At 60.3% G+C, this 26,531-nt stretch carries 28 protein-coding genes and 3 tRNA genes; 14 read left to right on the plus strand and 17 right to left on the minus strand.

Annotated features, from left to right (window positions below):
* The first annotated feature begins 30 nt into the window (after positions 1-30).
* Genes dprA through KR100_RS16455 form a run of 4 tightly spaced genes read left to right on the plus strand, consistent with a single transcriptional unit; the run spans position 31 to position 2,728 of the window.
* Complete coding sequence (gene dprA, locus KR100_RS03680; protein WP_051847303.1) at positions 31-1,071, plus strand: DNA-processing protein DprA; 1,041 nt, start codon at positions 31-33, stop codon at positions 1,069-1,071.
* Entirely contained in the window at positions 1,068-1,961 is an 894-nt protein-coding gene (prmC, locus tag KR100_RS03685; protein ID WP_156097895.1) for a peptide chain release factor N(5)-glutamine methyltransferase, read from the plus strand. The genes dprA and prmC overlap by 4 nt, the downstream gene beginning before the upstream one ends.
* Positions 1,958-2,539 (plus strand): L-threonylcarbamoyladenylate synthase, encoded by a 582-nt coding sequence (locus KR100_RS03690; protein WP_038543283.1) that lies wholly within the window; start codon positions 1,958-1,960, stop codon positions 2,537-2,539. Before prmC ends, KR100_RS03690 begins: the two co-directional genes overlap by 4 nt.
* 15 nt (positions 2,540-2,554) lie before the next feature.
* The gene (locus KR100_RS16455; protein ID WP_204207772.1) at positions 2,555-2,728 is read left to right on the plus strand and encodes a hypothetical protein; all 174 of its coding nucleotides are present in this window, start codon (positions 2,555-2,557) and stop codon (positions 2,726-2,728) included.
* A 7-nt stretch (positions 2,729-2,735) separates the two neighbouring features.
* Here the strand turns inward: KR100_RS16455 and KR100_RS03695 are convergent.
* From KR100_RS03695 to ctpZ, 7 genes are all read right to left on the minus strand, one after another.
* Positions 2,736-2,807: transfer RNA gene (locus tag KR100_RS03695), tRNA-Thr, on the minus strand.
* Positions 2,798-3,007: a response regulator transcription factor gene (locus KR100_RS14795; protein ID WP_071839835.1), complete on the minus strand. Its 210-nt coding sequence runs from the start codon at positions 3,005-3,007 to the stop codon at positions 2,798-2,800. The genes KR100_RS03695 and KR100_RS14795 overlap by 10 nt, the downstream gene beginning before the upstream one ends.
* Before the next feature lie 31 nt (positions 3,008-3,038).
* Positions 3,039-3,311 carry a cell division topological specificity factor MinE gene (gene minE / locus KR100_RS03700; protein ID WP_038543285.1) on the minus strand — a complete coding sequence of 91 codons (273 nt, stop codon included), beginning with the start codon at positions 3,309-3,311 and terminating at the stop codon, positions 3,039-3,041.
* A gap of 4 nt (positions 3,312-3,315) precedes the next feature.
* The gene (minD, locus tag KR100_RS03705; RefSeq protein ID WP_038543288.1) at positions 3,316-4,128 is read right to left on the minus strand and encodes a septum site-determining protein MinD; all 813 of its coding nucleotides are present in this window, start codon (positions 4,126-4,128) and stop codon (positions 3,316-3,318) included.
* Positions 4,129-4,187: 59 nt separating this feature from the next.
* A complete protein-coding gene (gene minC, locus KR100_RS03710) occupies positions 4,188-4,829 on the minus strand; it encodes a septum site-determining protein MinC (RefSeq protein WP_038543290.1) in 642 nt (213 codons plus the stop codon).
* A 36-nt stretch (positions 4,830-4,865) separates the two neighbouring features.
* Entirely contained in the window at positions 4,866-6,116 is a 1,251-nt protein-coding gene (locus KR100_RS03715; protein ID WP_038543292.1) for an HD domain-containing protein, read from the minus strand.
* Positions 6,113-7,393, minus strand: a complete 1,281-nt coding sequence (ctpZ, locus tag KR100_RS03720; protein WP_038543294.1) for a carboxyl-terminal processing protease CtpZ — start codon at positions 7,391-7,393, stop codon at positions 6,113-6,115. The genes KR100_RS03715 and ctpZ overlap by 4 nt, the downstream gene beginning before the upstream one ends.
* Positions 7,394-7,460: 67 nt before the next feature.
* Between ctpZ and petB the strand changes: the two genes are divergently transcribed.
* Both petB and petD read left to right on the plus strand, forming a co-directional pair.
* Positions 7,461-8,117, plus strand: coding sequence for a cytochrome b6 (petB, locus tag KR100_RS03725; protein WP_007100534.1), 657 nt, complete (start codon positions 7,461-7,463; stop codon positions 8,115-8,117).
* Between the two features lie 38 nt (positions 8,118-8,155).
* Positions 8,156-8,638, plus strand: coding sequence for a cytochrome b6-f complex subunit IV (gene petD, locus KR100_RS03730; RefSeq protein ID WP_028953729.1), 483 nt, complete (start codon positions 8,156-8,158; stop codon positions 8,636-8,638).
* Between the two features lie 77 nt (positions 8,639-8,715).
* On the opposite strand, the gene KR100_RS03735 is transcribed toward petD, so the two are convergent.
* From KR100_RS03735 to KR100_RS03745, 3 genes are all read right to left on the minus strand, one after another.
* Positions 8,716-10,179 (minus strand): glycoside hydrolase 100 family protein, encoded by a 1,464-nt coding sequence (locus tag KR100_RS03735; protein ID WP_038543297.1) that lies wholly within the window; start codon positions 10,177-10,179, stop codon positions 8,716-8,718.
* Positions 10,180-10,248: 69 nt separating this feature from the next.
* On the minus strand, positions 10,249-11,085 hold the full coding sequence (locus KR100_RS03740; protein WP_038543299.1) for a DNA-formamidopyrimidine glycosylase: 837 nt from the start codon (positions 11,083-11,085) through the stop codon (positions 10,249-10,251).
* 5 nt (positions 11,086-11,090) lie between these two features.
* Positions 11,091-11,300, minus strand: coding sequence for a photosystem I reaction center subunit IV (locus KR100_RS03745; protein ID WP_038547847.1), 210 nt, complete (start codon positions 11,298-11,300; stop codon positions 11,091-11,093).
* A gap of 100 nt (positions 11,301-11,400) precedes the next feature.
* Here KR100_RS03745 and KR100_RS03750 point away from each other — a divergent pair, with 100 nt between their 5' ends.
* Both KR100_RS03750 and KR100_RS03755 read left to right on the plus strand, forming a co-directional pair.
* Complete coding sequence (locus KR100_RS03750) at positions 11,401-12,441, plus strand: hypothetical protein (RefSeq protein ID WP_038543301.1); 1,041 nt, start codon at positions 11,401-11,403, stop codon at positions 12,439-12,441.
* Between the two features lie 48 nt (positions 12,442-12,489).
* Positions 12,490-13,971 (plus strand): ATP-dependent DNA helicase RecQ, encoded by a 1,482-nt coding sequence (locus tag KR100_RS03755; RefSeq protein ID WP_038543302.1) that lies wholly within the window; start codon positions 12,490-12,492, stop codon positions 13,969-13,971.
* A 3-nt stretch (positions 13,972-13,974) separates the two neighbouring features.
* Here KR100_RS03755 and KR100_RS03760 read toward each other — a convergent pair whose 3' ends face one another.
* On the minus strand, positions 13,975-14,967 hold the full coding sequence (locus KR100_RS03760; protein WP_038543304.1) for a LysM domain-containing protein: 993 nt from the start codon (positions 14,965-14,967) through the stop codon (positions 13,975-13,977).
* A 97-nt stretch (positions 14,968-15,064) separates the two neighbouring features.
* The gene (locus KR100_RS03765) at positions 15,065-16,414 is read right to left on the minus strand and encodes an aldehyde dehydrogenase family protein (protein WP_204207773.1); all 1,350 of its coding nucleotides are present in this window, start codon (positions 16,412-16,414) and stop codon (positions 15,065-15,067) included.
* Between the two features lie 84 nt (positions 16,415-16,498).
* On the opposite strand from KR100_RS03765, the gene KR100_RS03770 reads away from it, so the two are divergent.
* A complete protein-coding gene (locus KR100_RS03770; RefSeq protein WP_038543310.1) occupies positions 16,499-18,202 on the plus strand; it encodes an alpha-amylase family protein in 1,704 nt (567 codons plus the stop codon).
* Here the strand turns inward: KR100_RS03770 and KR100_RS03775 are convergent.
* Both KR100_RS03775 and glpK read right to left on the minus strand, forming a co-directional pair.
* Positions 18,163-19,722: a glycerol-3-phosphate dehydrogenase/oxidase gene (locus tag KR100_RS03775; protein WP_038543312.1), complete on the minus strand. Its 1,560-nt coding sequence runs from the start codon at positions 19,720-19,722 to the stop codon at positions 18,163-18,165. The two genes, KR100_RS03770 and KR100_RS03775, sit on opposite strands and share 40 nt — an antisense overlap.
* Entirely contained in the window at positions 19,715-21,220 is a 1,506-nt protein-coding gene (gene glpK, locus KR100_RS03780) for a glycerol kinase GlpK (protein WP_038543313.1), read from the minus strand. The genes KR100_RS03775 and glpK overlap by 8 nt, the downstream gene beginning before the upstream one ends.
* Positions 21,221-21,270: 50 nt before the next feature.
* On the opposite strand from glpK, the gene KR100_RS14355 reads away from it, so the two are divergent.
* On the plus strand, positions 21,271-22,731 hold the full coding sequence (locus KR100_RS14355) for a glycoside hydrolase family 13 protein (RefSeq protein ID WP_051847603.1): 1,461 nt from the start codon (positions 21,271-21,273) through the stop codon (positions 22,729-22,731).
* On the opposite strand, the gene KR100_RS03795 is transcribed toward KR100_RS14355, so the two are convergent.
* Both KR100_RS03795 and KR100_RS03800 read right to left on the minus strand, forming a co-directional pair.
* Positions 22,713-22,784 (minus strand) — tRNA-Thr (locus tag KR100_RS03795). The genes KR100_RS14355 and KR100_RS03795 overlap by 19 nt on opposite strands.
* A gap of 10 nt (positions 22,785-22,794) precedes the next feature.
* Positions 22,795-22,876: transfer RNA gene (locus KR100_RS03800), tRNA-Tyr, on the minus strand.
* Positions 22,877-22,955: 79 nt separating this feature from the next.
* Between KR100_RS03800 and aroQ the strand changes: the two genes are divergently transcribed.
* The 4 genes from aroQ (at position 22,956) to KR100_RS03820 (ending at position 25,640) form a co-directional block, all read left to right on the plus strand.
* Entirely contained in the window at positions 22,956-23,399 is a 444-nt protein-coding gene (gene aroQ, locus KR100_RS03805) for a type II 3-dehydroquinate dehydratase (protein ID WP_038543319.1), read from the plus strand.
* Positions 23,396-24,040 carry a tRNA-(ms[2]io[6]A)-hydroxylase gene (locus tag KR100_RS03810; protein ID WP_038543320.1) on the plus strand — a complete coding sequence of 215 codons (645 nt, stop codon included), beginning with the start codon at positions 23,396-23,398 and terminating at the stop codon, positions 24,038-24,040. Before aroQ ends, KR100_RS03810 begins: the two co-directional genes overlap by 4 nt.
* Before the next feature lie 27 nt (positions 24,041-24,067).
* Positions 24,068-25,168, plus strand: coding sequence for a hypothetical protein (locus KR100_RS03815; RefSeq protein WP_156097896.1), 1,101 nt, complete (start codon positions 24,068-24,070; stop codon positions 25,166-25,168).
* Positions 25,169-25,271: 103 nt separating this feature from the next.
* Positions 25,272-25,640: a carboxymuconolactone decarboxylase family protein gene (locus KR100_RS03820; protein ID WP_038543326.1), complete on the plus strand. Its 369-nt coding sequence runs from the start codon at positions 25,272-25,274 to the stop codon at positions 25,638-25,640.
* Between the two features lie 24 nt (positions 25,641-25,664).
* On the opposite strand, the gene KR100_RS03825 is transcribed toward KR100_RS03820, so the two are convergent.
* Complete coding sequence (locus KR100_RS03825; protein ID WP_038543329.1) at positions 25,665-26,279, minus strand: DJ-1/PfpI family protein; 615 nt, start codon at positions 26,277-26,279, stop codon at positions 25,665-25,667.
* Positions 26,280-26,531 lie beyond the last annotated feature (252 nt).

Below are 26,531 nucleotides of genomic sequence, written 5' to 3' on the forward strand. Positions count from 1 at the left end.
AGTCGTTGTCCCGGCATCGGCGCGGCACGAATGGGGATGCTCGAGGCCATGGCTCTCGAGCATGGCGTTGGTCTCGATGAACTCTGGACTTGGCCTGTCGATCGGTTGCAGCAGGAGCTCGCCTGGCCCGAGTCTCTGCTGAAGCAAGTCGATCGCTTCCGCCGGCGTCGAGGGGTCGCGCCCGACCTGAGCGTTCCTGGCAACGCCATTCTTCCGGGTGATCAGGGCTGGCCAGCGTTCCTCAGTGCATTGCAGAGGCCACCACTGGCATTGTTCCATCAGGGCCGTCCGGAGCCCTTGGCGTTGATCGCCCAGCAACGCTGTGTTGCCGTGGTTGGCACCCGATCGGCATCGCCCCATGGTCTTCGCGCCGCAGCTGAACTCAGTCGCTCCCTGGTGCAGGCTGGCTGGCCTGTGCTGAGCGGTCTGGCTGAGGGCATCGATGCTGCCGCCCATCGCGCCTGTCTGGATGCAGGCGGATGTCCGATCGCGGTGCTTGGGACCTCTCTCGACCGGGTCTACCCAAGCCACCACAACAGGCTGCAGGCATCCATTGGGGAGAGGGGTTTGCTGCTGAGCGAGCAACCGCAAGCAGCGCCGGTCCGTCGCGGTCACTTCGCAGCCCGAAACCGTTTGCTGGTGGCCCTCTCCTCTGCCGTGGTCGTTGTGGAGTGTCCAGAGCGAAGCGGAGCTCTGATCACGGCCCGATGCGCGGCTGAGCAGCAATGTCCTGTCTGGGCCGTTCCCGGTGATGCCGGGCGCTGGTCTGTCAGGGGTAGCAACGCGTTGCTGCTCGGCAAGGCTGCCCCGCTGCTGTCTCCACAGCAGCTCATCGATCACCTCGGGGCTGGACCCCTGCCAGCCCCATCAGCAGTTATGTCGGATCGCCCAGCTGTGAGCCGCTGTGATCAGATGCTTCTCGAGGCCATGGGACATGGGGCGTCTCTCGAGGAGCTCAGTCGCGTTCTGAACCGACCAGCTGCAAGCCTGGCCAAGAACCTGCTGGCCCTTGAACTCGAAGGTCGTGTGCTGTGTGAATCTGGACTTCGCTGGCGTCCGATCCTGGGATGAGGACCGTCCAGATCACCGAAGGCGGGCAACTTCTTGCCTGGCGACGTCGTCAGCTTCAGAGCGGTGGACGGTCCGTGGATCTCGACTGGCTGCTCGATCTTGCTGGAGGCCTGGCCTGGTCCGATCTGCAAAAACTGCTTGTGGACAGCGACCGGTCCGTGGCTTTGCGGGTTTCCCTGTCTCAGCTTGAGGCCCTTTGGCAGCGTCACCTTCGAGAGCATCAACCGCTGCAACACCTGGTGGGTCTGTGCCCCTGGAGGGATCTGCTTCTCGAGGTGAGCGAGGCCGCTCTCATCCCCCGCCAGGAGACGGAGCAATTGCTGGACCTCGCCATCAACCTCCCCATCGACACATCCGTGCTGCGATGGGCGGATCTCGGCACCGGGTCCGGGGCGATCGCCGTCAGCCTGGCCCGTGCCTACCCAGGGGCGGCAGGTCATGCCGTTGATGCTTGCGAGGCGGCGTTGGCGTTGGCCTGTCGCAACCTGATGCGCCTGTCGCCAGACCACAACTGTCGCTTGCACCAGGGCCACTGGTGGGACCCGTTGAAGCCCTGGTGGGGTCAGTTCGACCTGGTGTTGAGCAACCCCCCTTACATCCCCAGCAGCGTGATCGACACCCTTGCTCCAACGGTCCGCGACCACGAGCCCAGGCTTGCTCTTGATGGTGGTGCGGATGGCCTGGGTTGCGTCCGCAGCATTGTTGGATCGGCTCAGGATGCCCTGGCCCCTGGCGGTTGGTTACTGATCGAGCATCACCACGACCAGAGCGACGCCGTCCTTCAGCTGATGAGGAGCGCCGGGCTTGAACAGCTCACAGCGGCAGCTGATCTTGGACGCATCCAGCGCTTTGCCATCGGTCGGCGTCCCCTTCAGGAGGCACCGGGATGACCATGCCCCCCCCGGTGTTGGAGGCCGCCTCTCTGGCGTCACTGCTTCAGTCAGGCCGGGCGGCTGTGATTCCAACCGACACGGTTGTGGGACTGGCGGTGCGACCGGATGACGCCGGCCAGATCTGGACGTTGAAACGGCGGCCGGCCGACAAGCCCCTGATCCTGATGGGAGGGGATGTCGATGGCCTCCTGGGGTTTGTGGAGGAGCGTTCCCATGCGGATGCACGGTCATTGGCCGAGCGTTTCTGGCCCGGGGCCCTGACGCTTGTCCTGCCGGCCCGGGGCCGCGTCGTCGACCTGCTGAATCCAGGAGGCTGCAGCCTGGGTATCAGGATCCCAGCCTGTGGACCCACCCGTGAGCTGCTCAGGCTCGTGGGTCCGCTGGCCACCAGCAGTGCCAATCTCTCCGGACAGCCGGCCGCAGGCTCAGCGGATGAGGCGGCCGCCATGTTTCCAGGCGTGCCGCAGCTTGGCCCCCAACCCTGGCCCAAGCCGTCCGGTCTAGCGAGCACAGTGGCGAGTTGGTGCGGAGATGGTTCCTGGCAGGTCTTACGACAGGGTGCTGTGATGCTTTGAGAACGGTTCTGCTGCGTGATCACCCTCATCGGCCTCTGTCTTCTGTTCATGACTCTTCTCCACTGGGTCATCAAACCTCTGGAGGTTTTGCTCACGCCGTTTCTGGAGCTTCAGTTCATCGGTGGTGTTGGCCTTCTGCTGCTGGTGTGGATCTTCGCGACCTCAACAGAGCAGAAGCCGCGGGTCTGATGTCAAAAGCCGGCTAACGGATTTGAACCGATGACCTTCGCTTTACAAAAGCGCTGCTCTACCGCTGAGCTAAGCCGGCGTCGAACGCATCGTAAGCATCCACAGCGCCAGCTCCACCCTGTTGTTGCAACCTGTCTTGGCGAGTGCTCTGCTGATGTGCGTTTCCACCGTGCGATGGCTGATCACCAGTCGTGTGGCGATGGAACGGTTGCTCAACCCCTCGAGCAACAGGGCACTGACGCGTTCCTCGGCCGCTGTGAGTGGACTGCTTGCAGGCATGGCTGAGCAACAACTGCTCAGAGTGTTCCCCTCAGGACGATGTGCCGATCGTGCGGCGGATCGGAAGGTTGGCCACAAGTGCAGTCACCCGGTCCTCGGTCTCAAGGCTCACGTCCCCTTCCTCCACGTCAATCTCGACGTAGCGGGCCACCACTTCAAGAATTTCCCTCCGCATCTGCTCGAGCAGTTCCGGATTGAGATCACTTCTGTCATGGGCCAGAACGAGCTGAAGCCGCTCCTTGGCGGTGCTGGCGCTGCTGGGCTGACGGCCAAGCAATTTGTCGATCAGATCCTTCAACGTCATCGGTTCAGAAGATCTTGGTTTGCATCAGCTGGCGCACCTTGGCACGCAGTCCACGACGGGCTTTGGCCGGATCCATGAGAGGGATGTCTTCCCCCTGGAGCCGTCGGGCGACGTTGTTGTAGGCCTGCGCAGCCGGCGATGAGCTTCCTCCAAGAGTGAGAGGTTCCCCGCGGTTCGTGCTCACGATCACCTGTTCATCTTCGAACACAAGGCCCAGGAGGGGTAGCGCCAGGATGTCGGTGACGTCGTCGACGGAGAGCATCTCCTGGGTCGACATCATCTTGGGACGCACGCGGTTGAGCACCAGCTGAACCGGGCTGACCCCCTGGGTGCCGAGCAGGCCGATCACGCGGTCAGCGTCCCGGACTGCAGCCACCTCTGGGGTGGTGACGACCAGCGCCTCTCTGGCTGCAGAGGCGGCGTTCTTGAACCCATCTTCAATACCGGCCGGACAGTCGATCAGCACGTAATCGAATTTGGCCTCGAGCAGCGAGACGATGGCCTGCATGTCCTTGGGGGTGAGCCACTCGAGCATGCGGGGGTTCCCAGCTGGCAGGAGGGCGAGATTCGGCTCCTGCTTGTGCTTCACAAGGGCCTGTTCGAGTCGGCAGGATTCGGCCAGAACCTCCTGGGCCGTGTAGACAATTCGATTCTCCAGACCCAGCAACAGATCGAGATTGCGAAGGCCGAAGTCGGCATCGAGAACCACCGTGCTGCGGCCAAGACGCGCGAGCGCAATGCCGAGATTCGCTGTGGTGGTGGTTTTGCCGACGCCGCCCTTGCCGGAACAGATCAGGATTGTTCGGGACGTCGACAACGGAGTCTCACCTTGGTCTGGCCAGGATAATCAGACCCCTTCAGCTGACAAGCAACGACTCAACGGTCGCCGAGTCGTTCGGCTGGCGCCGGCTCGATCACGATGTCGTCTCCATCGAGGCGGGCCTGTTCAGCCAGGCCGAGCTGGGGAACGTCTTCGGGCCCCCTGGCGACGATGTCAGCAATGCGCAGCTGGAGTGGTCGTAACTGGAGAGCGACGATCCTCGTGTTGCGATCGCCCTCCCGACCTGCATGGGCAATGCCTCTGAGGCGGCCCCAAACCATCACATGCCCTGCAGCGGAGAGCGTGGCGCCAGGGTTCACATCCCCCAGCACAAGAATGTCCCCGTCACCCCGCAGGTGATCTCCGGATCGCAGGGTGCCTTGATGAAACAGCAGTTTCTGGGGCGATGAGCCGTCGGGATCTGGCGCCGTTGGGGGCAGCGTCAACCCATCGATCAGGCGGGCCGGCAACCCCAGGGCGTTGGCACTGACCACGGTCTCTGGCATCAGGGCGGATAGCATGTCGAGGCTGATTTCGTGCTCGGCCAAAACGTTCAGAAGTCTCTGAAGGTCGCTGCAATTCAACTGCCAGTCACCACATTCGATCTGAATGGTTCCAGCCTTGAGGCTCTGTAACTGAGCAGGCAGAGCATCGAACCAGTGCTGAACGTGCCGATCAGGCAGTCGAAGGGTCTGCATCGGCCTTGTCAACGGCGCTTCTCCCCCATTCAACGGTCAGAGTCCTTCCCGGTCCATGGCAAGAAGAAGGTCCTGATGGATCTCGCCGGGATGAATCAGCCATGCGGTTGCTGCCGGCGTGACGAGGCTGCTGACCAGGGGTGAGGCCTTTTCAAGAGCCAGGAGATCACAACCATCCCAGAGCCTGAGGCCACCGCGATAGGGGTGGTACCCGCGCAGTTCCTGATGCCGCAGACCGCAGCAGAGGGTGGCATCAAAGCCGATCTCCTCGGATAACCGATTCGCGATGGCCAGGGCTGTGAGCTGGTTCTCGCTACTGAGATGTTCCACGGCGATGGCTTTCAACAGGCGACGATCCAGAAAGCGGCTGCAGAGATCGGCCAGTGGTTCACGCCCCTCCTCTTGCCAACGCTGCAGGTGATATCCCGTGCGCAGATCATCGTTGGCCAGAAAAATCTTCAACGTCATCTCGTCCGTTGTCCAGAGCCAGTGATGCATGACGTCATCCGCCCAGACCTGCTTCGGTCCAAGACGTCGGGCTGTCTGCACGAGTCGTTCCAGCAGCCAGTTGCACACCACGTTGAGTCGATGGTTGTACACGCTGCGGTACATCAGGTTGCGCACGACCAGGTAGTGCTCCACTGCCGTCAGTCCCTTGGGGTGGATGGCCAGATCGCCGTCGGGAGCCAGGGTGATGCCGGCCAGGATCCGGTCGAGATCCAGTTGTCCGTAGCGAGTCCCGGTGCTGTAGCTGTCCCGGAGCAGATAATCGAGTCGGTCACAGTCCAACTGGCTGCTGACCAACGTCTTGATCACAGGTCGTTGCGTCTGTCCGTGCTCCAGCAGATCCGCGACGGACTCGGCCGTTCCCTCGGCGAAGCGCTCAAGGGGATCCCGAATGCCTGGGTGCTCGCGAATCACCCGGGCTGACCAGGCCTCATGGTGATAGCCGAACATCTCCTCCCCTGTATGGCTCAGAGGGCCGTGGCCGATGTCATGCAGCAGGGCCGCGGCATAGAGAATTCCCTGAAGTTGCTCCAGTCCGGGATCACCCCCGCGCAATTGAAGGAAGGCACGCCTGGCGAGGTGGAACACCCCCAGGGAATGGGTGAAGCGACTGGATTCGGCCCCGTGGAATGTGAGGAAAGCAGGGCCGAGTTGTCGGATTCGCCGCAATCTCTGGAAAGCGGGTGAGTCCACGAGGGCGATCACCATCCGCTCCGCCGGGTCGTCGGCGTTCATGCCGATTCCGCCGTGGAGTGGATCGTGATACGTGCGCTGGCTCATGCCTCGCTGCTGTTTTGCTTCGTCTCCAGCTGCGACTCCATCCAATTCACGGCTTCTGTGATCCAGCGATCACCCTCTGCACCGGGGTTGAGGGGTTCTGGTCCGTCGAGGATCCGCTCAGGCTCGATGCCTTCGCCCTGGATGTCCCGACCGCTGGGCGTGACGTAGCCCGCGACCGTGACGGCAAGACCGCTGCCGTCACTGAGGTTGGTGAGGGTTTGGATCAGTCCTTTGCCGAACGTCCGGCTGCCCATCAGGGACGATCGACCGTTGTCCTGGAGGGCGCCAGCCAGGATCTCACTGGCGCTGGCGGTTCCACCGTTCACGAGCGTGAGCATCGGACCGTCGAAAACGGTTCCCACGTTGGCCCGGATGGTGTCGTTGATGCCCTCGCGATCGCGGGTCTCGACGATGGCCGCCCCGCTGAGGAAGTCATCGGCCACCGCCAGCCCTGAACTCACCAGCCCACCGGAATTGTTGCGGAGATCGAGCACGAGCCCTTCAACATCCTTCGCCTGCAGTTCCTGCAGAGCTTCCAGGACCTGCTCCGGCACCCCTTCTGTGAATTGGGTGATGCGGATGTAGCCCAGGGTGTGGGAGTCATTGCGCAGGCGTCGCGTACGGACCGGGCGCAGATCCACATGGCGGCGTTCGAGATCAAGTTCCTGTTCCAGGCCATCCACACCCTGGATCGTGAGCACGACCTGGGTTCCGACATCACCGCGCAGGGCCTCAGCCGTTCCCTCCAGTCCGAGCGGTTCAACGGGTTGGTGGTCCACCGCGAGAATCCTGGTTCCACTGCTCATGTCTGCATCGGCTGCCGGTGAGCCCTCGAGGGCGGAAATCACAACGACCTCCCCGGTCGCCTCACCGGGCCCCAGTTGCAACCCCACGCCGCTGAGGTTGCCGCTGGTGCTGTCTTTCAAGGCTGCATAGTCGTCAGGTCTGAGCAGGCGCGTGTAGGGGTCCTCCAGGACGGCGAGCATCGTTTCGATGGCTCTGTAGGCGTCTTCGCTGCTCACGATCGACTTCTCGAGGGCTTTTTGCCGTTGTCGACGCCAGCGCACATGATCCAGTTGCACCGGATCGAGATAGCCCTGATTGACCAAACGCCAGCTGTCGACCACAAGTTGCTGGGCGTCACTGAGGGCGTTGACGGCCTTGCCCCCTGGCGTGAGGCTGATGATCAGCAGCAACGTGACTGCGATCAGCGTTCGGACAGCCGCACATCCCAGACGGCGCAGTGGTTTTGAATATTCGTTAATAAACGGATACATAGCGTTCCTCCCAGCGCATTGTCCGAAACGTGCTCAGTAGACTTTCGCAACCCGAGCCCGCTTGTGCATGGCGAACTCATCTCCGGTTTACGACTGGTTCCAGGAACGTCTGGAAATTCAGGACATCGCTGATGACATCAGCTCCAAGTACGTGCCCCCCCACGTCAATATTTTCTATTGCCTGGGCGGGATCACCTTGGTCTGCTTCCTGATCCAGTTTGCGACCGGGTTTGCAATGACGTTCTATTACAAGCCCACCGTTGCTGAGGCCTATACCTCTGTCCAGTACCTGATGACTGACGTCAGCTTCGGCTGGCTCATCCGCTCCGTGCACCGCTGGAGCGCATCGATGATGGTTCTGATGCTGATCCTCCACGTCTTCAGGGTTTATCTGACGGGAGGTTTCAAGAGACCCCGTGAGCTCACCTGGGTGACCGGCGTCACGATGGCTGTGATCACCGTCTCCTTCGGTGTGACCGGATATTCACTCCCCTGGGATCAGGTCGGTTACTGGGCCGTCAAGATTGTTTCTGGCGTCCCCGCAGCCATTCCAGTTGTCGGGGATTTCATGGTTGAACTTCTCCGCGGTGGTGAAAGCGTCGGACAGTCCACCCTGACCCGCTTCTACAGCCTTCACACCTTTGTGATGCCCTGGCTGCTCGCGGTGTTCATGCTGATGCACTTCCTGATGATCCGTAAGCAAGGCATTTCTGGTCCGTTGTGATCTCTACTCCTAACCTTCACTCAACACACGTCTGAATCATGCACATTCTCAAAAAGCCAGATCTCAGTGACCCGAAGATGCGAGCCAAGCTCGCCAAGGGAATGGGTCACAACTACTACGGTGAGCCAGCCTGGCCCAACGACCTTCTTTATATCTTCCCAGTCGTCATTCTCGGCACCATTGCGTGCATCGTTGGGCTTGCGGTTCTGGATCCTGCCATGCTGGGCGACAAGGCAGATCCTTTCGCAACCCCGCTGGAAATTCTTCCCGAGTGGTATCTCTACCCTGTCTTCCAGATTCTTCGTGTTGTCCCCAACAAGCTTCTGGGAATTGCGCTGCAAACACTGGTTCCCCTCGGTTTGATGCTGGTTCCCTTCATTGAAAGCTTCAACAAATTCCAGAACCCATTTCGACGTCCCGTCGCCATGGTTGTGTTTCTGTTTGGGACAATCACAACGATTTACCTGGGAATTGGAGCAGCTCTCCCCATCGATAAATCACTAACACTTGGTCTATTCTGACTTACACAGAAATCGAATTTATAGTCAGTTAATCCATCACGTTCAACCTTCAGAATTCAATTCTGGAGGTATTTTATTTAGACAGCAAGTTCATTCCCTGGATCCAGATGAAGCATCAGCACATCATCTGGGTTCACTCTCAGGAAATGATGCATCAGCAGGAAGCCAACAATCGTCCAGGTTTGATAGGTCCTTGACTGTTGTCCCATCCAGGTTCCTGTTGGGCCATCGAAATATTCGGCCCACTGTTGGCGGGGCAATTGATTGAGATGGCTCCAGTAACACTCCTCGATCAAGATGTTCATCTGACCCATCAAAAGAACATCGGCATGCGGATTCAGCCGTTCGTGCAACAGGACTGAGGCCCCAAAAAACCACAGCAGACTTGGCCAATGTCCACCGTTGTGGTAGCTCCATGGCCAGTTTTTTGGATCTGATCCTGTTTTGTTCTGCCATTCGTTGTCGTCCATCGGTGGGTGACAGATCCGCATCGGCATCTGTGCCATGAGGTCGTTGCGGTTGTGTTGAACGAGGCGAAACAGAGCCCGCTGCTGTGGGGCTGTCAGCAAGCCGAACAGGGACGCCAAAGAATTTCCAAGGCTGTAAAAGCGGAAATCTGGGCGGCCGGTCCGCATGTTGCCGATCATGTAACCACCTCGGTTGTCCAACCAGTCCTGAAGCCAGTCGGGAATCACCTGGGGCTGCACATTGAATTCGTTCTGGTACTGGTTCTCTCCGTACTGTTCCGTTGGCCGGCGCCTCAGCACCTGCATGGTCTTGCTCGTGACCCAGTAGTGCTTGAGCAGGTACTGGCGCAGGTCGTGCATCCACTGGCGGCTGAGCCTGAGCCGCTGATCGAGCAGGGCGCTGTTCTCTTGGCGGCGGTGCAGTTCCATCAGTTCGATGCAACTGCGTAGCGCAGCGAAGAGGAGAACCTCCACCTCCAACGGCGCTCCCCAGACATCCATGGGACGATCAATCATGAAGGCGCAGTCCGGCACGAACAGCACAGGAGTGCCTTCAAAGCTGGGATGCAGCACAAGATCCAGAAGGAGCTGCAACCCTCGCTGCACCCGCTGACTGCTGCCGAAGGCCTTGTCTCCGCTGCGTTTGACGTAGATCCAGCAGAGAATCGGCCACCAGAGGCTGGCGTCCACCGACGTGATCCGTCCGATGGAGCGCTGGCCGTAATCGGCAATCAGCTCGCCCTCCTCTTCCACGAAGCTGGTTGGAAACACGCCTCGCGTCTGCACCGTGGTGCTCTGCAGATCAAGGCAGACGCTGAGAAACTGCTTCACCACCGGGAAGCGGTTCTGCAGCAGGAGGTAGATCATCACGGGCACGTTGTCCCGCAGAAAGATTTCGCCGTAGTTGAGTGCTTCGTCGTGGTTCGGATGCTCCAGTGCTGCGACGCTGCCCGCTAGCTCACCCCGGATCGCGACAAGGGTGCGTTCAAAGTGCTCCTTCGCCTTCTCCACCACCTGGTCTTCTTTGGAGCTGGGTCGGAACCTCTGGTTTTGCTGCGTGAACCGTGCCGGCATGGACCCCTTCCCAGGCCTGATCTGCCGAACCTAGTCATGTCAATGGTTTTCGGCAGTGGAAGCAACTCTTCAGGTTTGGCAGTCGCTGCACCAGTGGGTGCTGCGTCCGGACAGCTTGTCCCGTTTCAGCGGTGTGCCGCAACGACGGCAGGGTTCCCCTCCACGGCGGTAAACCCAGGCCTGCCCTCCATAATTGCCGTTGACGCCCTCCAGATCACGGAAGTCGCTGAATGTGGTGCCTCCAGCGCCGATGCTGGCGTTCAGCACCTCAACCAGGCAGCGTTTGAGTGTCTCGAGCCGCGTCAGAGAGAGGTGACCGGCTGGAGTGAGCGGTCGGATTCCAGCCATAAAAAGACTTTCATCGGCGTAGATGTTGCCGACGCCAGCCACAAGACTCTGGTCGAGCAGCGCACTTTTGATCGGCCGCGCCGACCCTTTCAGCCTGCGCTTGAGATAGGGAGCCGTGAAGGCCTCACTGAAGGGTTCCGGCCCCAGTTGCCTGAGGCCCTTGATCACCGTTTCGACCGGTTCGCCTGGCGGAACCCACCACATCTCGCCAAAACTCCGCACGTCCACGAAACGCAGTTCAGCTCCTTCAGGATTCCAGAAGCGCACGCGTGTATGAGGACAGGCGTCGCGCGCTTGGTCATGCCACTGGAACTGACCGGTCATCCTGAGGTGAACGCCCCAGATGCCTCGATCCGGCTGAAGCGCTGCCATCAGATATTTGCCCCTTCGCGTCCAGTCTCCGATCAGGGAGCCTCTGAGGGCGTGCCGAAACAAGTCAGGATCATCCGGGCTTGCGATTGCCCGCGCCCGGCAGACCTCAACTTCGGACACAACAAATGACTTGAGACGGTCCGCCAGTCCCCGGCGGACCGTCTCGACCTCAGGAAGTTCGGGCAAAAGCCTTAGGCCGGCTCCAGCTCGGCTTCAGCAAAGTTGTTGGTGTTGACGCCGCCATCTGTGCCGTCGAGGCCGTTGTAGTTGACCTTCTCGAATCGAACCACCACCGGATACCGGATGCCAGAGGTGTCGATGGAAGCCACAGTTCCGACTTCGTTGAACCAGTAGGACTCGGGACGCTTGATGCGCACCTTTGCGCCGCGGGAGATGGCCATCGCTGGGCAAGGAAGGTTGCATTCGGGAGCGTATCGCTCCGCCATCGCCATAGACGGACAGCGTCACAGAATGTCGTCCCTGTCGCCGCCGTTCAACTCGTTGACCAGCTCTGTTGCACCCGACCAACCCATGCTGCAGCTGGATCTTCCCGATCCGGAACGGGATGACATCAGCACGATGGAATTTCTGGCCAGGCTGGAGCAGGCCTGGGCCGTGTGCGACCGCTTTGATCTCCAGACCGAGATCTGGCGGGGTCGCATTCTGCGAGCGGTCCGTGATCGCGAGAAACGTGGGGGAGAAGGACGTGGCGCCGGATTCCTGCAGTGGTTGCGAGAACGTGAAATCAGCAAAACGCGGGCCTATGGCCTGATTCAACTGGCTGAGTCCGCCGATGATTTGGTTGGAGGAGGCACGCTTGAGCAGAGCAGCGTCAACCAATTTTCAAAACGTGCCTTCCTGGAAACCGCCCAGGCTGCGCCAGAGGTCCAGTTGATGATTTCCGAGGCCGCCAATGAGGGTCAGGAGATCACCCGTAAACAGGTGCGTCGTCTCTCCGATGAATTCACAGCTGCAACCAGCCCACTGCTGCCGGAGGAGATTCGTCAGCGCACCCAGGACAACCTGCTGCCCCCAAGAGCGGTTGCGCCGTTGGTGAGAGAGCTGGCGAAACTTCCCGAACCCCAGCAGGACGACCTTCGCAGGGTGTTGAAAGAGGAGCCGGAACTGGATCGGATCAAGGACGTCACGAGCACGGCACGCTGGATCACCAAGGCCACCGAAGCCGGCGTCGCTGTGCGGGCGTTCCAGCAGGGCGAGCTGGACCTGGAGAAGGCGATGCAGGAGGCCCAGCGTCTGGATGCTCTGGGACTGCTGGCGGATGCGGTGGGTCAGGCCCAGGCCCTGGAAGCTGCTGTTCTCAAGCTGCACACATCCTGGCGTCGGCTTGGTGGACTACAGGAGCGCCTGTGGGTGGAGAGCGGAAGCAGCACGCCCTACCTCCGGGATGTTCTGGATGCGATGCAGTCCCTGAGTGGATCCACCATGCGGGTGTCCCTGGGAGACCTTGCGGGGGGGCGACGGGTGCGGCTTCAGCTCGTGGAGGAAGCTCCGGACCAGTTGGAACCACCTCCCCTGCCCTGACTCCACATCTGGTGTTCGATAGAATGAGTCCACTACTGGTGGTGGATCGTGGATCCCCTGGAACAGTCGCTCCATCGCCATTTCGGCTGGTCCGCATTCCGTCCGGGACAGCGTCCGGTCGTTGAGGCTGTTCTCAGCGGACGCGACGCGCTCGCTGTTTTGCCGACCGGTGGAGGAAAGTCCCTCTGCTACCAGCTCCCTGCCTTGATTCGCGAGGGGCTGGTTGTGGTGATCTCGCCTCTGGTGGCCCTGATGGAAGATCAGGTTCTGCAGCTGCAGCGACGCGGCATCGCTGCAGCCTGCCTGCACTCCGGCCTGGACCCGCAACGCCGACAGCAGGCTCGGATGGATCTTCAGGAAGACCGTCTGCGTCTTCTTTATGTTGCGCCTGAGCGACTCCAGGGTGAGGCGACCCGGGGAGTTCTTGAAGACCATGCCCGCTCAGGTCGTTTGGTGGCCCTCGCTGTGGATGAAGCCCACTGCATCAGCGCCTGGGGCCATGATTTCAGGCCCGACTACCGCCGGTTGGGTCGGATCCGGGGGCTCTGCCCAGGTGTCCCGATGCTCGCCCTCAGCGCGACCGCGGCTCCACGGGTTCGAGCCGACATCATCCGGCTTCTGGATCTGCGTGCACCTCTGGTCCAGGTCAGTTCCGCCAGGCGGACCAATCTCACGTACGCCATGCGGCGACGTCCCCGGGATCCGATGCCCGCCGTTCTCGAGGCTCTCGAGACCTCACGCGGTGCGTCTCTGATCTACGCCCGAACGCGTCGATCCGTCGAGCGCTGGGCGGAGCGTCTGCAGGACGTCAACGTGCCTGCCACGCCCTATCACGCCGGATTGGAGCCGGCGGAACGTCAGGCCGCCCTCAACAAATTCCTCGAGGAGGAGCGTCCCGTTCTGGTGGCCACGGTGGCGTTCGGGATGGGTGTCGACCGCAGCGATGTCGGCCTTGTCCTGCACCTGGATCTTCCGGCGACACCTGAGGGTTACCTGCAGGAATCAGGCCGCGCTGGAAGGGACGGATGTCCTGCGTCCTGCCTGGTGCTCTTCTCTCCTGGTGATCGCACCAGCCTGGGATGGGCCATGCAGTCCGCCAGTCGCCGATGTGAGTCCACGGATGAACGGCACCGTCTGGATTTGTCTCAACAGCAATTGCGGCGGATGGAGGCGGTGGCGGAAGGGGAGATGTGTCGTGAACAGGCCTTGCTCCTGGCCGTCGGGGAGTTGGTTGGCCCCTGCGGCCGCTGTGATCGCTGCCTGACAAGCCCCAAACGCCGTGACTGGTCTGCACAGGTGCACACCCTGCTCTCCCATCTGGCTGATCAGGATGGAACGGATATCCGCCGCCTTGGAGAACAACTGCAGCTCATGGAACCAGGCCGCAGCGAGCGCTGGACCTGGTTGGCGAGACGCCTCGTGCAGGACGAGCTGATTCGGGAAAGCAACGACGGCGTGCAGCGGCTGTATCTGAGGGACAGCGGGCGTCGCTACCTCGACGATCCATGGCCCCTCGATTACGCCGCCTGAATCTCAGGCCTTGGGCTGACAGCGATCCTTCATCAGATCTTTCTCAAAGCCGGACTGTGGCGCAGACCAGGTCTTCCAGGCTCCGTCCGCCCCTGTGACATTCATCTTGCCTGCAGAGCAATTGATGGCGAGGTAGAGAGCCTGGCCCTGAGGGTTGAGCGTTGGGGCCACGTGAGCACCATCCATCGATTGCCAGTTCGCCCAGTCGATCTGCAGCGGGCCGTAGGCCCTCCAATCTGCTTTTTTGGCGATCACGGTGACGGTGGAGCCAGTCGATGCCGTCGCCTTTGGAGCCGCTTTTGGCTGTGGTGTCGGCTCGGTCGTCGTCACCACCTTGACGTCGGACTTGGGCTGGGCCTGTGCCGTTGGAGCACTGGTGCTGACCTGGGCAGGGGTAGTTGTAGTGGCAGTGCTGGAGGCGCTGGCAGGAGCTTTCAGATACAGCCGAGTGCCGATCTCGACTTTGTTGGGATCCTCCAGTTGGTTGATGTTGATCAAGCTGGCGACGGGAATTTCGTAAGCGCGTGCGATCTGGGTGAGCGTCTGCCCTTTGGCCACCGTGTGTTCACTGGCGCCTGCCACCACGGTGATCGGTGCAGGTTTCGGACGCTTTGCCGGCACAACCGCGCTGGATGGCAGTGTCAGGGTCTGACCCAGTTCCACATGGTTGGCATCGGCCAATCCGTTCAGGGCCATGAGATCGCGAGGGCTGACGTTGTAACGGCTGGCGATGCCGGACAGGGTTTCACCCGAGCTGACCAGATGGCGACCGGAGCCTGCTTGAACGGTGGAGCCAGGAACGGTGAGCCTGCTGCCGATTTCGACATGGTCGGGGTTGCTGATGTCGTTCATCCGCATCAGCTTCGTTAAGGAAATGTTGTATCTGGCGGCGATATCAGACAACGTTTCACCCGGTTTGACGGTGATCGTTCCAGCGACACTTTGAAGCGGGAGGAGAGCCGTCAGAGCAAGGACGGCGAGACTGGGTAAACGCATTCTTGTCCGATTGCTCAGTCGAATGTAGGACGAATTTCAGAATGCGCCAGTGTTCTAGACCGACTGCTGCGGCAGGGAAGTATGCGTCCTGATCAATTCAGCCCGCCAGGCGCCGCAGAACATTCAGATCAAGTTTGTAAGGGGGATATCTCACTTTGAAATCAAATCGAAAAGGTCGTCGAAGCACAGCTTTCTGATGGCTGAACGTGTCAAAGCCGCTCCGGCCGTGATAGCTCCCCATTCCACTGCCACCGACACCGCCGAAGGGCATGTCGGGGATGCCCGCCTGCATCACGACATCGTTGATGCAAACACCACCCGAACTGGTGCAGCCCAGCACCAGCTTCTGCTGGGCATCACTCCCCCCGAAGACGTAGAGAGCCAGTGGCTTTGGTTCGCGACGGATGGCAGCGAGGGCAGCATCGAGGTCCCCGAGGTTCAACATCGGCAGCAGGGGCCCGAACAGCTCATCCGTCATCAGTGGATCGTCCCGATCATCAACCCGAATCACGGTGGGGGCGATGCGTCGCTGCTCACGGTCGACTTCTCCTCCCAGCAGGATCCGGCCCTGGGCCCTTGCTCCCTCCAGCAGTGCCTCCAGCCGCGAAAACTGGCGCTCGTTCACGATCTTCCCGAGCTGATTTGATTGCAGTGGATTGTCCCCGTACATCTCCGCCCGTGCTGCTCCAAGAGCCTTCAGCAACCCGTCCCGCTGATCCTCGGAGACAAGCAGGTGATCTGGGGCGATGCAGGTCTGGCCTGCATTGAGCCCCTTCCCCCAGATCAGTCGTCTGGCGGTGACCTCGGGGTCGGCCCCCGCCAGCACGATGGCGGGACTTTTGCCTCCGAGTTCCAGGGTCACCGGGGTGAGGTTGGCGGCGGCGCCTTCCAGCACTTTGCGACCGATGGCACCGCCGCCGGTGAAGAAGATGTGATCGAAGGGCATCGACACCAGCTCGGATGCCACGCGGCCGTCTCCGAGCTCCACCCTCACCACATCCGTCTCGAAGTGGAGCGGGATCAGCCTGGCGATCAGGGCTGCCACGGCAGGTGCATGTTCTGAGGGTTTGAGAACCGCGGTATTGCCGGCTGCCAGTGCGCTGATCAGGGGTTGAAGCGTCAGAGAGAAGGGATAGTTCCAGGGGCCGATGATCAGCACACAGCCCAGTGGCTCCGGGACAACGGCCGCTTTCCCCGGTCGCTGAGCCAGGGGCACCGGGATGGGTTTTGGACGCATCCAGCGGCGCAGGTTCTTCTCGGTCAGCTTCAGCTCCTGAAGCAGGGCTACCACTTCGAAGAAGGCTTCCGTTGAGGGCTTGCCAAGGTCTGCTGCCAGGGCTTCGAGAACCTCCTGTTCATGGGATTCCACCAGCTCTCTCAGCCGCCTCAGCTGCTCAACGCGCCAGGGGTGAGACCGGGTCTGACCGCGACCGACCAGATCACGCATCTGCTCTAGGTGGGAGGTCGACAGGGACACAGGGCTGACGAAAAGGCCTGACGGGTCTAGCAGTGGTGCAGCAGTCTCCGGGTGATGGCCGCTGTCCAGCCCTGGTGGTCAGGAACAGTCATCTATCAGCTGATCGTGCGCAGCTACGCCGACGGCAATGGAGATGGTATCGGCGATTTCAAGGGCCTGAGCGGACGTTTGCCCTATCTGCGCTGGCTCGGTGTGAAGACCCTCTGGCTGACGCCTGTCTATCCATCACCCCTGCGGGATGGGGGATATGACATCACCGATTTCACAGGCATTCATCCGGATCTGGGTGATCTGGCATCGTTCCATCGCTTTCTCACGGCGGCTCATGGCCAGGGGATGCGCGTCATCCTCGACCTGGTTCTCAATCACACCAGTGATCTCCATCCATGGTTCCAGCGAGCGCGCTGGGCTCCGAAGGACAGCCCTGAGCGCAATGTCTACGTCTGGAGTGACGATCCCCAGCGCTACAGCGATGCGCCAGTCCTCTTCCGACATTTCGAGTCGTCCAACTGGGAGTGGGATCCGGTTGCAGAGCAGTACTACCTGCACCGCTTCCTGCGTCATCAGCCCGATCTCAACTACGCCAATCCATGGGTGCAGGAGACGATGCTGGAGGTCGTCGATTTCTGGCTGGACCGTGGGGTGGACGGCTTCCGACTCGATGCTGTTCCCTTTCTCTGTGAGGAGGAGGGGACCCGCTGTGAGGGATTGCCGGAGACCCATGCCTTCCTGAAGCGTCTGCGCCAGCGGGTCGATGACCACGGTCGAGACGTGTTGCTGCTTGGGGAGGCGATTCAACCGGTGCAGGAGGCAGCGCCCTACCTGGCCAAGGATGAACTGCATGGGGCCTTCAATTTCGTTCTCACCGCCCACCTGTTTGCAGCGGTGGCCAGTGGCAGCACCCGCGCCCTTGGAAACTGTCTGCAGGACGCGCAGGACGTCGTGGAGGGCTGTGGCTGGGCGCTGCCCCTGCGCAACCACGATGAGCTTTGGCTCGGGGATGGACACCTGATCCCGCAGGAGGTCATCCAGACCATCCGTGTCGGCTTGCCTCAGGGGCAGGGGCACTGGCTGAACTGGGGAATCAACCGCCGGCTCGCCCCCCTGCTCAACGGCGACCCGCGTGCCAACCGGCTTCTGCATGGACTTCTGTACAGCTTGCCGGGGATGCCCTGTCTCTATTACGGCGACGAACTCGGGATGGGGGATTGGCCTGGACTCCGGGATCGCGATCCCAACCGCACCCCCATGGCCTGGACGCCAGCTCGGAACGGTGGTTTTTCGGCAGCCCCCGATCCGCTGCTCGTTCTGCCGCCGATCACAGCGCCCGGATACGACTACCGCGTGCTCAATGTCGAAGTTCAGAAACAGTTGCCCGGGTCGCTGCTGAACTGGCATCGCCGCATGCTCATTTGCCGGAGGCTGCTGCCGGCGCTGCAGTCCGGCAGCTTCCGGTTGCTGTCCTGCGCCCACCCGGGGGTGATCGCCTACGTGCGCTCCACCGAGGCGATGACCGTTCTCGTGGCAGGAAATTTCACGGCAGCGGGTGCTGCAGTCGGTCTCGACCTGTCGGATTGGCAAGGTCAGCGCACCCGTGAAGTGATGTGGGGCTGCGAGTTCCCCATCGCCCATGACGATTGGTATGTGTATCTCCAGCCCTATGGCTTCAACTGGTGGTTGATCGGCGAGGTGGAGGTAGAAGGGTCGGAAACGTCTTCTCAGCCGCCGAAAGCAACGGCTGGCGAGCCATCCGTCTGATCCAGCACCTGATCGACGAAGGGCTGAAGCCGTTCGGCCTCAGCAGCATCGACCATCGCCAGCCGGCAGCGACGGGCGAGCACATCCTCCCGGCTGCGAGCGTGCTCGTGTTGAACGGCATGACGCACCTCCGCCAGACAGAGCGGAATCACATCGCTGAGAGGCTCGCGCTCCGAGGCGTCGGCGGCTTCGATCAGGGGCAGGGCATTCAGGCCGTGGTGGCCCTCTAGATGGAGGATCTGTTGGTTCTGCAGCTGACCATCCGGGAGCACCCGTTTCAGCCGTTGGCGCTGCGCCTCCAGGCCGGCGAGGGTGCCGGCGTGATTCCCTGCCGCCCCCTGCAGTGGCAGGGGACAGGCCGCCGGCATGGGGCGGTCGAGTTGTGCTTCCACGGCGGCGAGGGTGTCGAGTGCCATCGGCCGGCAGGTGGTCCATTTCCCTCCCATCACACTGACCAAACCACAGGGCAGGGTCTCCAAGTCGTGTTCCCGCACCACACGGCTGCTGTCGAGTCCTTCTCCGGCAGGCTTCAGCAAGGGTCGCCCGCCAGCCCATCGACTCGTCACGTTGATCGCTGAAGCGCTGGGGAACCAGCGCTTCACGTACTCCAGCAGATAGCGCTCTTCGCTCTCCGAAGGCGTGGTGGCCTCCTCCTGAGGACAGGCCTCATCCGTGGTTCCCACCAGAGTTCTGCCGAAGAAGGGCAACATGAACAGCACCCGGCCGTCATCGGTGGATGGCACCAGCAAACCGAGACCGCCCGGGCAGAGCTGCTCCTTCACCACGAGGTGAGTTCCGCGGCTGGTGAGCATCCGTGGCGTCACGTCGGGATCCGCCATCTGCCGGATGGCATCGGCATGAATGCCGGTGGCATTCACGATCACCCGCGCCGACCAGCGGCGTCGCTGACCGGATGAGTCCTCGCTGACGGCGGCGCACAAGCGTCCGTCAAGGTTCTTCTCCAGAGCGATGACACGGCAGTGGTTGTGCAGAACCACCCCAGCCCGTTCGGCGGTCAGCGCCAGGAGCAGATTGAGTCGTGCGTCGTTGAACTGACCATCGCTGTAGGCGACAGCACCTGAACAAGGCCGCAGCAGCGGCATGGCCTGCTGCAGCTTGGCCCGCGACAGCAAGCGGCTGGAGCCGATGCCCTGGCGCCCGGAGAGCGCGTCATAGAGCCCGAGTCCAAGCCGGTAGTAGGCCTGGCCCAGAACATGGTCCGTGGGCAAGGCCAGTTCCAGGCGATGGGCCAGAAACGGAGCCTGCTGGAGCCAATGCCCTCGTTCCAGCAGCGCTTCCCGCACCAGCTTGAGCTGGGCCAGGTCCAGGGTCTTGAACGCCAGTTCCAGATAGCGGACCCCGCCGTGCAGCAGCTTCGTGCTTCGGCAACTGGTCCCGCCACCGATGTCCCCTCCCTCCAGAAGTGCCACCGAAAGACCACGACGGGAGGCCTCGTAGGCCACGCTGGCGCCGCTGGCTCCGGCGCCGATCACCAGCAGATCGAAGGGTTGCTCAGCCATGCCATCCCAGACTGCGGGTCACGGCGTCATTCCAGCGCTCACGCCAACGGGCGCGTTGGCGTGTGTCGATCTGCGGCTCAAACAGGCTGGCTCCATCACCCCGACGCCGCACGAGCTCGTCGATGTCTGTGACAACACCCGCCTGCACACCAGCGAACAGGGCAACGCCGCGGGCAGTGCTTTCCAGATTGGCCGCCCGTCTGACAGTCAGCCCTGTGCAGTCGGCCTGTGCCTGCAGCAGGGGGTCTGAGGCCGCAGCACCGCCATCGACCGCCAGTTCACCGAGTTCGGCTCCAATGGCGCTCTCCGCAAGGTCCACCAAGGTTGCGACCGAGAGCGCGATGCCCTCAAGGGCAGCTCGGGCGATATGGCTGCTGCTGCTGTCCCTGGTCAGACCAATCATCATTCCGCGGGCCAGCGGATCCCAGTGGGGCGTGCCCCAGCCGGTGAATGCCGGCACCAGCATCACGCCACCGGAATCGGACACCTGCCCTGCCAGGCGATTGACCTCAGCGGCAGACTCGATGATCCCGAGACCATCCCGCAGCCACTGCACAACGGTGCCGGCATTGAAGAGGCTGCCTTCGAGGCAATAGGTGGGCGTGCCGCGCTCATCAGTCCATCCCAGTGTGCTGAGCAGGCCTGAATCGCATCGGCGGATGTTGTCGCCCGTGTTGATCACCAGGAAGGCTCCAGTGCCGTAGGTGCATTTCGCTTCGCCGGGTTTCAGACAGAGCTGCCCAAGCGTCGCGGCCTGCTGGTCGCCGAGCAAGGCCTGGATCGGCAATCCTGCGAACGGAAGTCCGCCGGCAATGTTTCCGAACTGTCCGCGACAGGGCAGCAACTCCGGCAAAGCGCTGAACGGCAGGCCGGTCCGCTCGCAGAACGTCTCCACCCAGCAGCGCTGCTTGAGATCCATCAGCAAGGTCCGGCTGGCATTGCTGACGTCCGATCCATGGCGCTGGCCTCCAGTGAGCTTCCACAGCAGCCAGCTCTCCACCGTGCCGAAGCAGAGGTCATCGCTGACCGCGGCCGCGGCGGCATCCTCGTCATGCGACAGCATCCAGTGGATCTTGCTGGCGCTGAAGTAGGGGTCGAGCAGCAGGCCGGTGCGTTCCCGCCAGTCCTTTTCGAATCCGGCCTCCTTCCACTGGCGGCAGATCTCGGTGGTGCGGCCGTCCTGCCAGACCAGGGCCGGCCCACAGGGCTGGCCATTGCTGCGCCTCCAAAGCACCGTCGTTTCGCGTTGATTCGTGATGCCACAGCTCACGACCGCCCGGCGCTGGTCGTCGCTCAGCCCATCGTGCAGATCAATCAGAGCCTGGCGTTGACTGCTCCAGATCGCGTCCGGATGCTGTTCCACCCAGCCGTCCGCCGGGTATTGAATCGGCAGCGGCGAACAGGCGCTCGCCACAAGCTCACCGGCCGCGGTGAAGACAGCGGCTCGAGAACTGCTGGTTCCCTGGTCCAGAGCGAGGAGAAGAGGCTGGTCCGCCATGGCCGGTTGTTTTCTTCCCTGCTAGCGAGAGGGCTGCAGAGTGAAAAGGTGTGGCGGCAGTAACGGCCTTCAGTGATCCTCCGGCCTGGGTGTCGGACGCTGTGATCTACCAGATCTTTCCGGACCGTTTTCGCCGTAGCGGGATGGTTGACGCTCAGCGCGATCTGCCGCTCCAGCCCTGGGGAACCGATCCACGCGACGAGGGCTTTCAGGGTGGGGATCTCTATGGAGTGATCGAGGCGCTGGAGTCGCTGCAGGCGATGGGCGTCAGTTGCCTTTATCTCACGCCGATCTTCAGCTCAGCCGCAAACCATCGCTATCACGCCTTCAACTATCTCGAGGTGGATCCATTGCTGGGGGGCAATGCGGCCCTCGATGCCCTGATCGCCGCTGTGCACGGGCGTGGGATGCGTCTGGTGCTCGATGGCGTGTTCAATCACTGCGGACGCGGTTTCTGGGCGTTCCACCATCTGGTTGAGAACGGAGCGCGTTCGCCGTATCGAGACTGGTTTCATGTGAATCAGTTGCCGCTGAAGCCCTACCCAGCAGAGGGTGAGGACTGTGGGTATGAGTGTTGGTGGTCGCTGCCGGATCTGCCGAAGTTCAACCACGCCAACCCCGCCGTCCGTGAGCATCTGCTGTCGGTGGGTCGCCACTGGCTGGAGCGGGGAATCGACGGCTGGCGTCTCGATGTGCCGGCCGAGGTTCCAGCTGATTTCTGGGTGGCGTTCAGGGAGGTGGTCAGAGATGTCAACCCGGATGCATGGATCGTTGGAGAGATCTGGGGGGATGCCCGCGCCTGGCTCAATGGAGAGCACTTTGATGGTGTGATGAACTACCGACTGGGGTGGAGCAGTCTGTGCTGGGCTGCTGGTGAGCGGTTGCGGCAGGGATATCGCAATCGTGAGTACCCGCTGAACCCGCTCTCTGGCGAAGAGCTGATTTCAATCTGGACCACCACGGCGGGCTGGTACCGGCCCAAGGTGAATCGCTCTCAGATGAACCTGCTGGACAGCCACGATGTCCCCAGGGCTCTCCACACCCTCGATGGTGATGTCGAGGCGCTCAAGCTGGCGCTCCTGATGCTCTTTCTGCAACCCGGTGCTCCCTGCGTCTATTACGGCACGGAGAGCGGTCTGGCCGGTGGTCCGACGACCGAGCAGTCCAGTGGACCGGAGCCCGGCTGTCGCGAGGCCTACCCATGGGACCAGCCCTGGACAGCGGATCTTCGGCCTTACCTGAAGGATCTGGCCGTGTTGCGGCGGGAGCATCCAGTCCTGAGTGATGGCTCAATGCAATGGAGCTGCTTCGGTGATGACGGACTGGTCGGTCGTTCCGGTTCCGTTCAGGTGTGGATCAACCGCAGCCGCAGCCAAGAGCTTCCGATCTCCTCGGGGTCTTCCACGATCAGGATTCTTTGGTCCTCCGGATCATCGCTGACGCCGTCCGGGGCTGTTGGAACTCAATCTGCGGTGCTGCTGATGAGTGATGAAGCCCTTGACGAGACTTGAACTCGTGACCTCTCCCTTACCAAGGGAGTGCTCTACCGCTGAGCTACAAGGGCATGTGGAAGGTGGGCCGGGTTGGATTTGAACCAACGTAGGCAGAGCCAGCGGATTTACAGTCCGCCCCCATTAACCACTCGGGCACCGACCCGAACCACACCCGAAGAACTTACCAGCTGACGAGATCGGCAGGATCAATACGACAATTGATGTGATTCGGGACACGGTCCGTGCACCTGCTGCTTCTCAATGGCCCCAATCTGAATCTGCTGGGGCAACGGGAACCTGACATCTACGGACAGACCACCTTGGCCTCGATCGAGACGGCCTTGCAGTCGGAGGCGGAACGTGAGGGTGCTCAGCTGGAGTGTTTTCAAAGCAATTTCGAGGGTGCGCTTGTGGAGAGGGTCCAGGCGGCGATGGGAGTGACCCAGGGAATCCTGATCAATGCAGGGGCTTACACCCACACCTCCATCGCCCTGCGTGATGCACTCTCAGGGGTGGCGATCCCCTACGTGGAGTTGCATCTGAGCAACACCCATGCCCGTGAACCCTTTCGCCATCAGTCGTTTCTGGCGGCCGGTGCTGTTGGAGTGGTAAGCGGTTTCGCAGCGCAGAGCTATTCCCTCGCCCTGCAGGGGCTGTTGCACCATCTGCGCAACGGCAGGCCATGACCACGACAGCGACCCCGGAGAAGTCCACGGCATCGATTCGCTGGCTGGCATCCGCCACGAGTCAGAGCTGGCTGGATCAGGCCAACGCTCATCCCATCGAAGTGCTGATTGACCATGCGCATTGCGAGCGCAAGGCTGCTGGGGCAGCGGTTCAGATGATGTTCCGCTACCTCTGCGAACCAGGGCTGGGAGAGGCGCTCAGTCCCCTTGCGCGGGAAGAACTGGAGCATTTCGAGCAGGTCCTGACGGTGCTTCAGTCCAAAGGCCGTTATCTGGAACCCCTCCCGGCGCCGGCTTACGGCGCTGAACTCGCTCGGAGCATCCGCAAGGGAGAACCGGAGCGGATGCTCGATTCGTTTCTCGTGGCCGGCTTGATTGAGGCGCGGAGTCACGAGCGCATGGCTCTGTTGGCTGAACACAGCTCCGATCCACAACTCAGAGAGCTCTACGGCAATCTCCTCACCAGTGAGGCACGACATTTTGGGTTGTATTGGACGTTGGCTGAAACCCGTTGGCCACGAGATCAGATTTTCAGCCGCTTAAAAGAACTTGCGGAGGTGGAGACATTGGCGTTGACCGGCCAGCTCAGCAGACCCGAAGATGTCAGGATGCATTCAGTAGGAATCGTCGTTCCAGACTGATTTTTTATTCAGAACATTGACAAGGTTGTGAATCATCTCGATCCAGATTTCAAAACTCTGACATTCAGACAAAGGGAGCTGGTCCTTCGCAGTCTTTATCTTCTCACTCGTCATTCCGATTTAGAACGACCTTCCGGGTTAACGCAATTGGCGTTGATCCATGCCATTGGCAGCGCGTTGCTTGGCATTGAAATGCAACTCGAAGATGCTCATATTGATGAGTCCTCACTGGATGCACTTCAAATTGAGATTCAGGATGTTCCGATGACGATTCGGCAACGCTTGTTTCAGCTTTTCACCCTGGTTGAGCTTGTTCTGGATCCACTGCCATTGAAGGCAACGGCGACATTGCGTTTTGCGGCTGCGGTTTTAAATGTTGATGATAAATTCATCCAAGTAGCAAGAAATTACAGCCAAGGTTCATACGCCATTGCAGCGTCTGATCTGCACCGAAAGGGTTACCTCGGTAATCCTGCATTGGTTCGAAAGGGTGGTGAGATGATGCGTTGCAATAAAACATTGCTGGATCCGTTTGAAGAGAATGAAGACGATCCAGAGCTGTTGGCTCAATGGCAGGGACTGGAGCACTGTGCCTCCGGATCCCTGGGCCGTGAAATCTGGGAGTACTACATGGGGCGCGGGTTCGTGTTCACTGGCCAGCGGGGCAGTGTGAATCCCACCATCGCTCAGCACGATTGGATACACCTGCTTGCGGACTACAGCACAACGATTGAAGGGGAGCTGGAAGTCTTTTCCTTCATTGGCTCTGCCATTCCAGATGTCAATGGTTTTTCTTTTCTTGTGGCCATTGTCAGTCTGTTTGAAACAGGCCGGCTTGAGTCCTGGGGAGGAGGAGTTCTCAATGCAGACTGCGGACATCTCGAGATCCCAGGAATGCCAGAGCGCCTTGCTGATGCGATTCGTCGCGGCCGGATTTGTAATCGTGATGTGATGTATGGAATCGATTACTTCGATTACAAAGATCTTCCAATTGATGAAGTCCGTGAGTTGATGAATATTCCAATCAAGGACAAAAAATTGAATTCACCGGGGGTTTGGCATCCCGAGGGCATAACCGCTTATCAGAGAGAACACGGTAACCCGAAGTTTCAACCGGCCCTTGCCTGAATCATTGGCACCAAAGGAACAAAATGCCGCGTCGATACAAAGTGTTGATGCTTGACCCGGCTTCCGCGGGGTAGTCTAGATTAAACCAACAAGCATTCTCCTGATGGATCTGCACGACAACGCTGTTACCGGAGATGATGATCTGTGTAATGCGTTATCCGCCGTTAATCCTGCGTTCGGAGATTTTTGCGTTCGCGTCGCGGCCGAGGCATGGGGGAAGCCTCTTATTGATCAGAAAACAAAGGCTTTGCTGGCGGTCGCTTTGGATGTAGACAATCAATCGTTCCATGGCCCGGGTGTACCTTTTGAGGCCCATGTCACCATGGCTCTCAAACAGGGAACCACATTTGCAGAGCTTGAGGAACTGTTGCTTTGGACATGTGTTTACTGCGGTTTCAACAAAGCTGCAGGAGCCTTTGGTCGGCTGAATGAACTCAAGGAAAAGTACAAAGATAAATTTCCTTCTGCATAAATTCCATTCAGCCAATACGCTCAATCAGGATTTCTCGATCTCCTTAAGGTAAATATCAATCAGCTCGTCAGTAAAGGCAGGGTGTTTGGCAGTGATCAGGTCGCCATCCACCACACTGCCGACTGTTCCGTCATCACCATACTGAACAAGGCCACCTGCGTTTTCAACATCGCAGAGAATGTTGTGAGCGCAAGTCACTTTTTTGCCCTCCAGCAATGTGCGGTCGGCACATAACAGCCAGAGCGAGTGGCAAATCGTTCCAACCTTCACGCCTGGCGTCGCAAAGATCTTTCTCATCAATTCAACAGCAGGAGCATCATTTGGTTTGCCTTTCTCAGGTTTAACAGTGTAACGAAGACGATCGGTGGCGTAGGCACCAATCAATAAAAATCCAACATAATCACTGGGATTTACATCTTTTACGTCTTTCGATACGGTCAAATGTTCTTCAACCCAGCCATTGTCTGGATTGGAACCGAATTGAAGTGTGGGATTTCCCCAGAGGTTGGATATATATTGAATATCGTATCCGGCAGCAGGGAATCGTCTGTTGAACAGTCGATATTCAGTCATATCGAAGTGGTCTTCAATGAAGACGCCGATTTTTCCCTTCGAATTACCGTGTGCGCTGAGCAACATGAGAGTCGAATTGCGAGAGATGCTGCATCGGCCTTTGAATGACAAGACCCCTGCCAATGAATGCTAAAGCGACCTGATAACAGGACAAGCTAAGGCTGTTATTTTTTTTATTTTCTCGCCAAATTTTTTTGGTAGTCCAGGCCAGATTCGCCCAACTCATTTTTATGGCTTCTTAATTGGTATTCCGGCAGCTGTGGCTACGCTGTTTAAGATGACGTTCTTGGTGGCAGATGTTGCCTTAACTGACGTTCT

Origin of the sequence: Synechococcus sp. KORDI-100 (assembly GCF_000737535.1) — a bacterium.
Taxonomy (GTDB): Bacteria; Cyanobacteriota; Cyanobacteriia; order PCC-6307; family Cyanobiaceae; genus Parasynechococcus.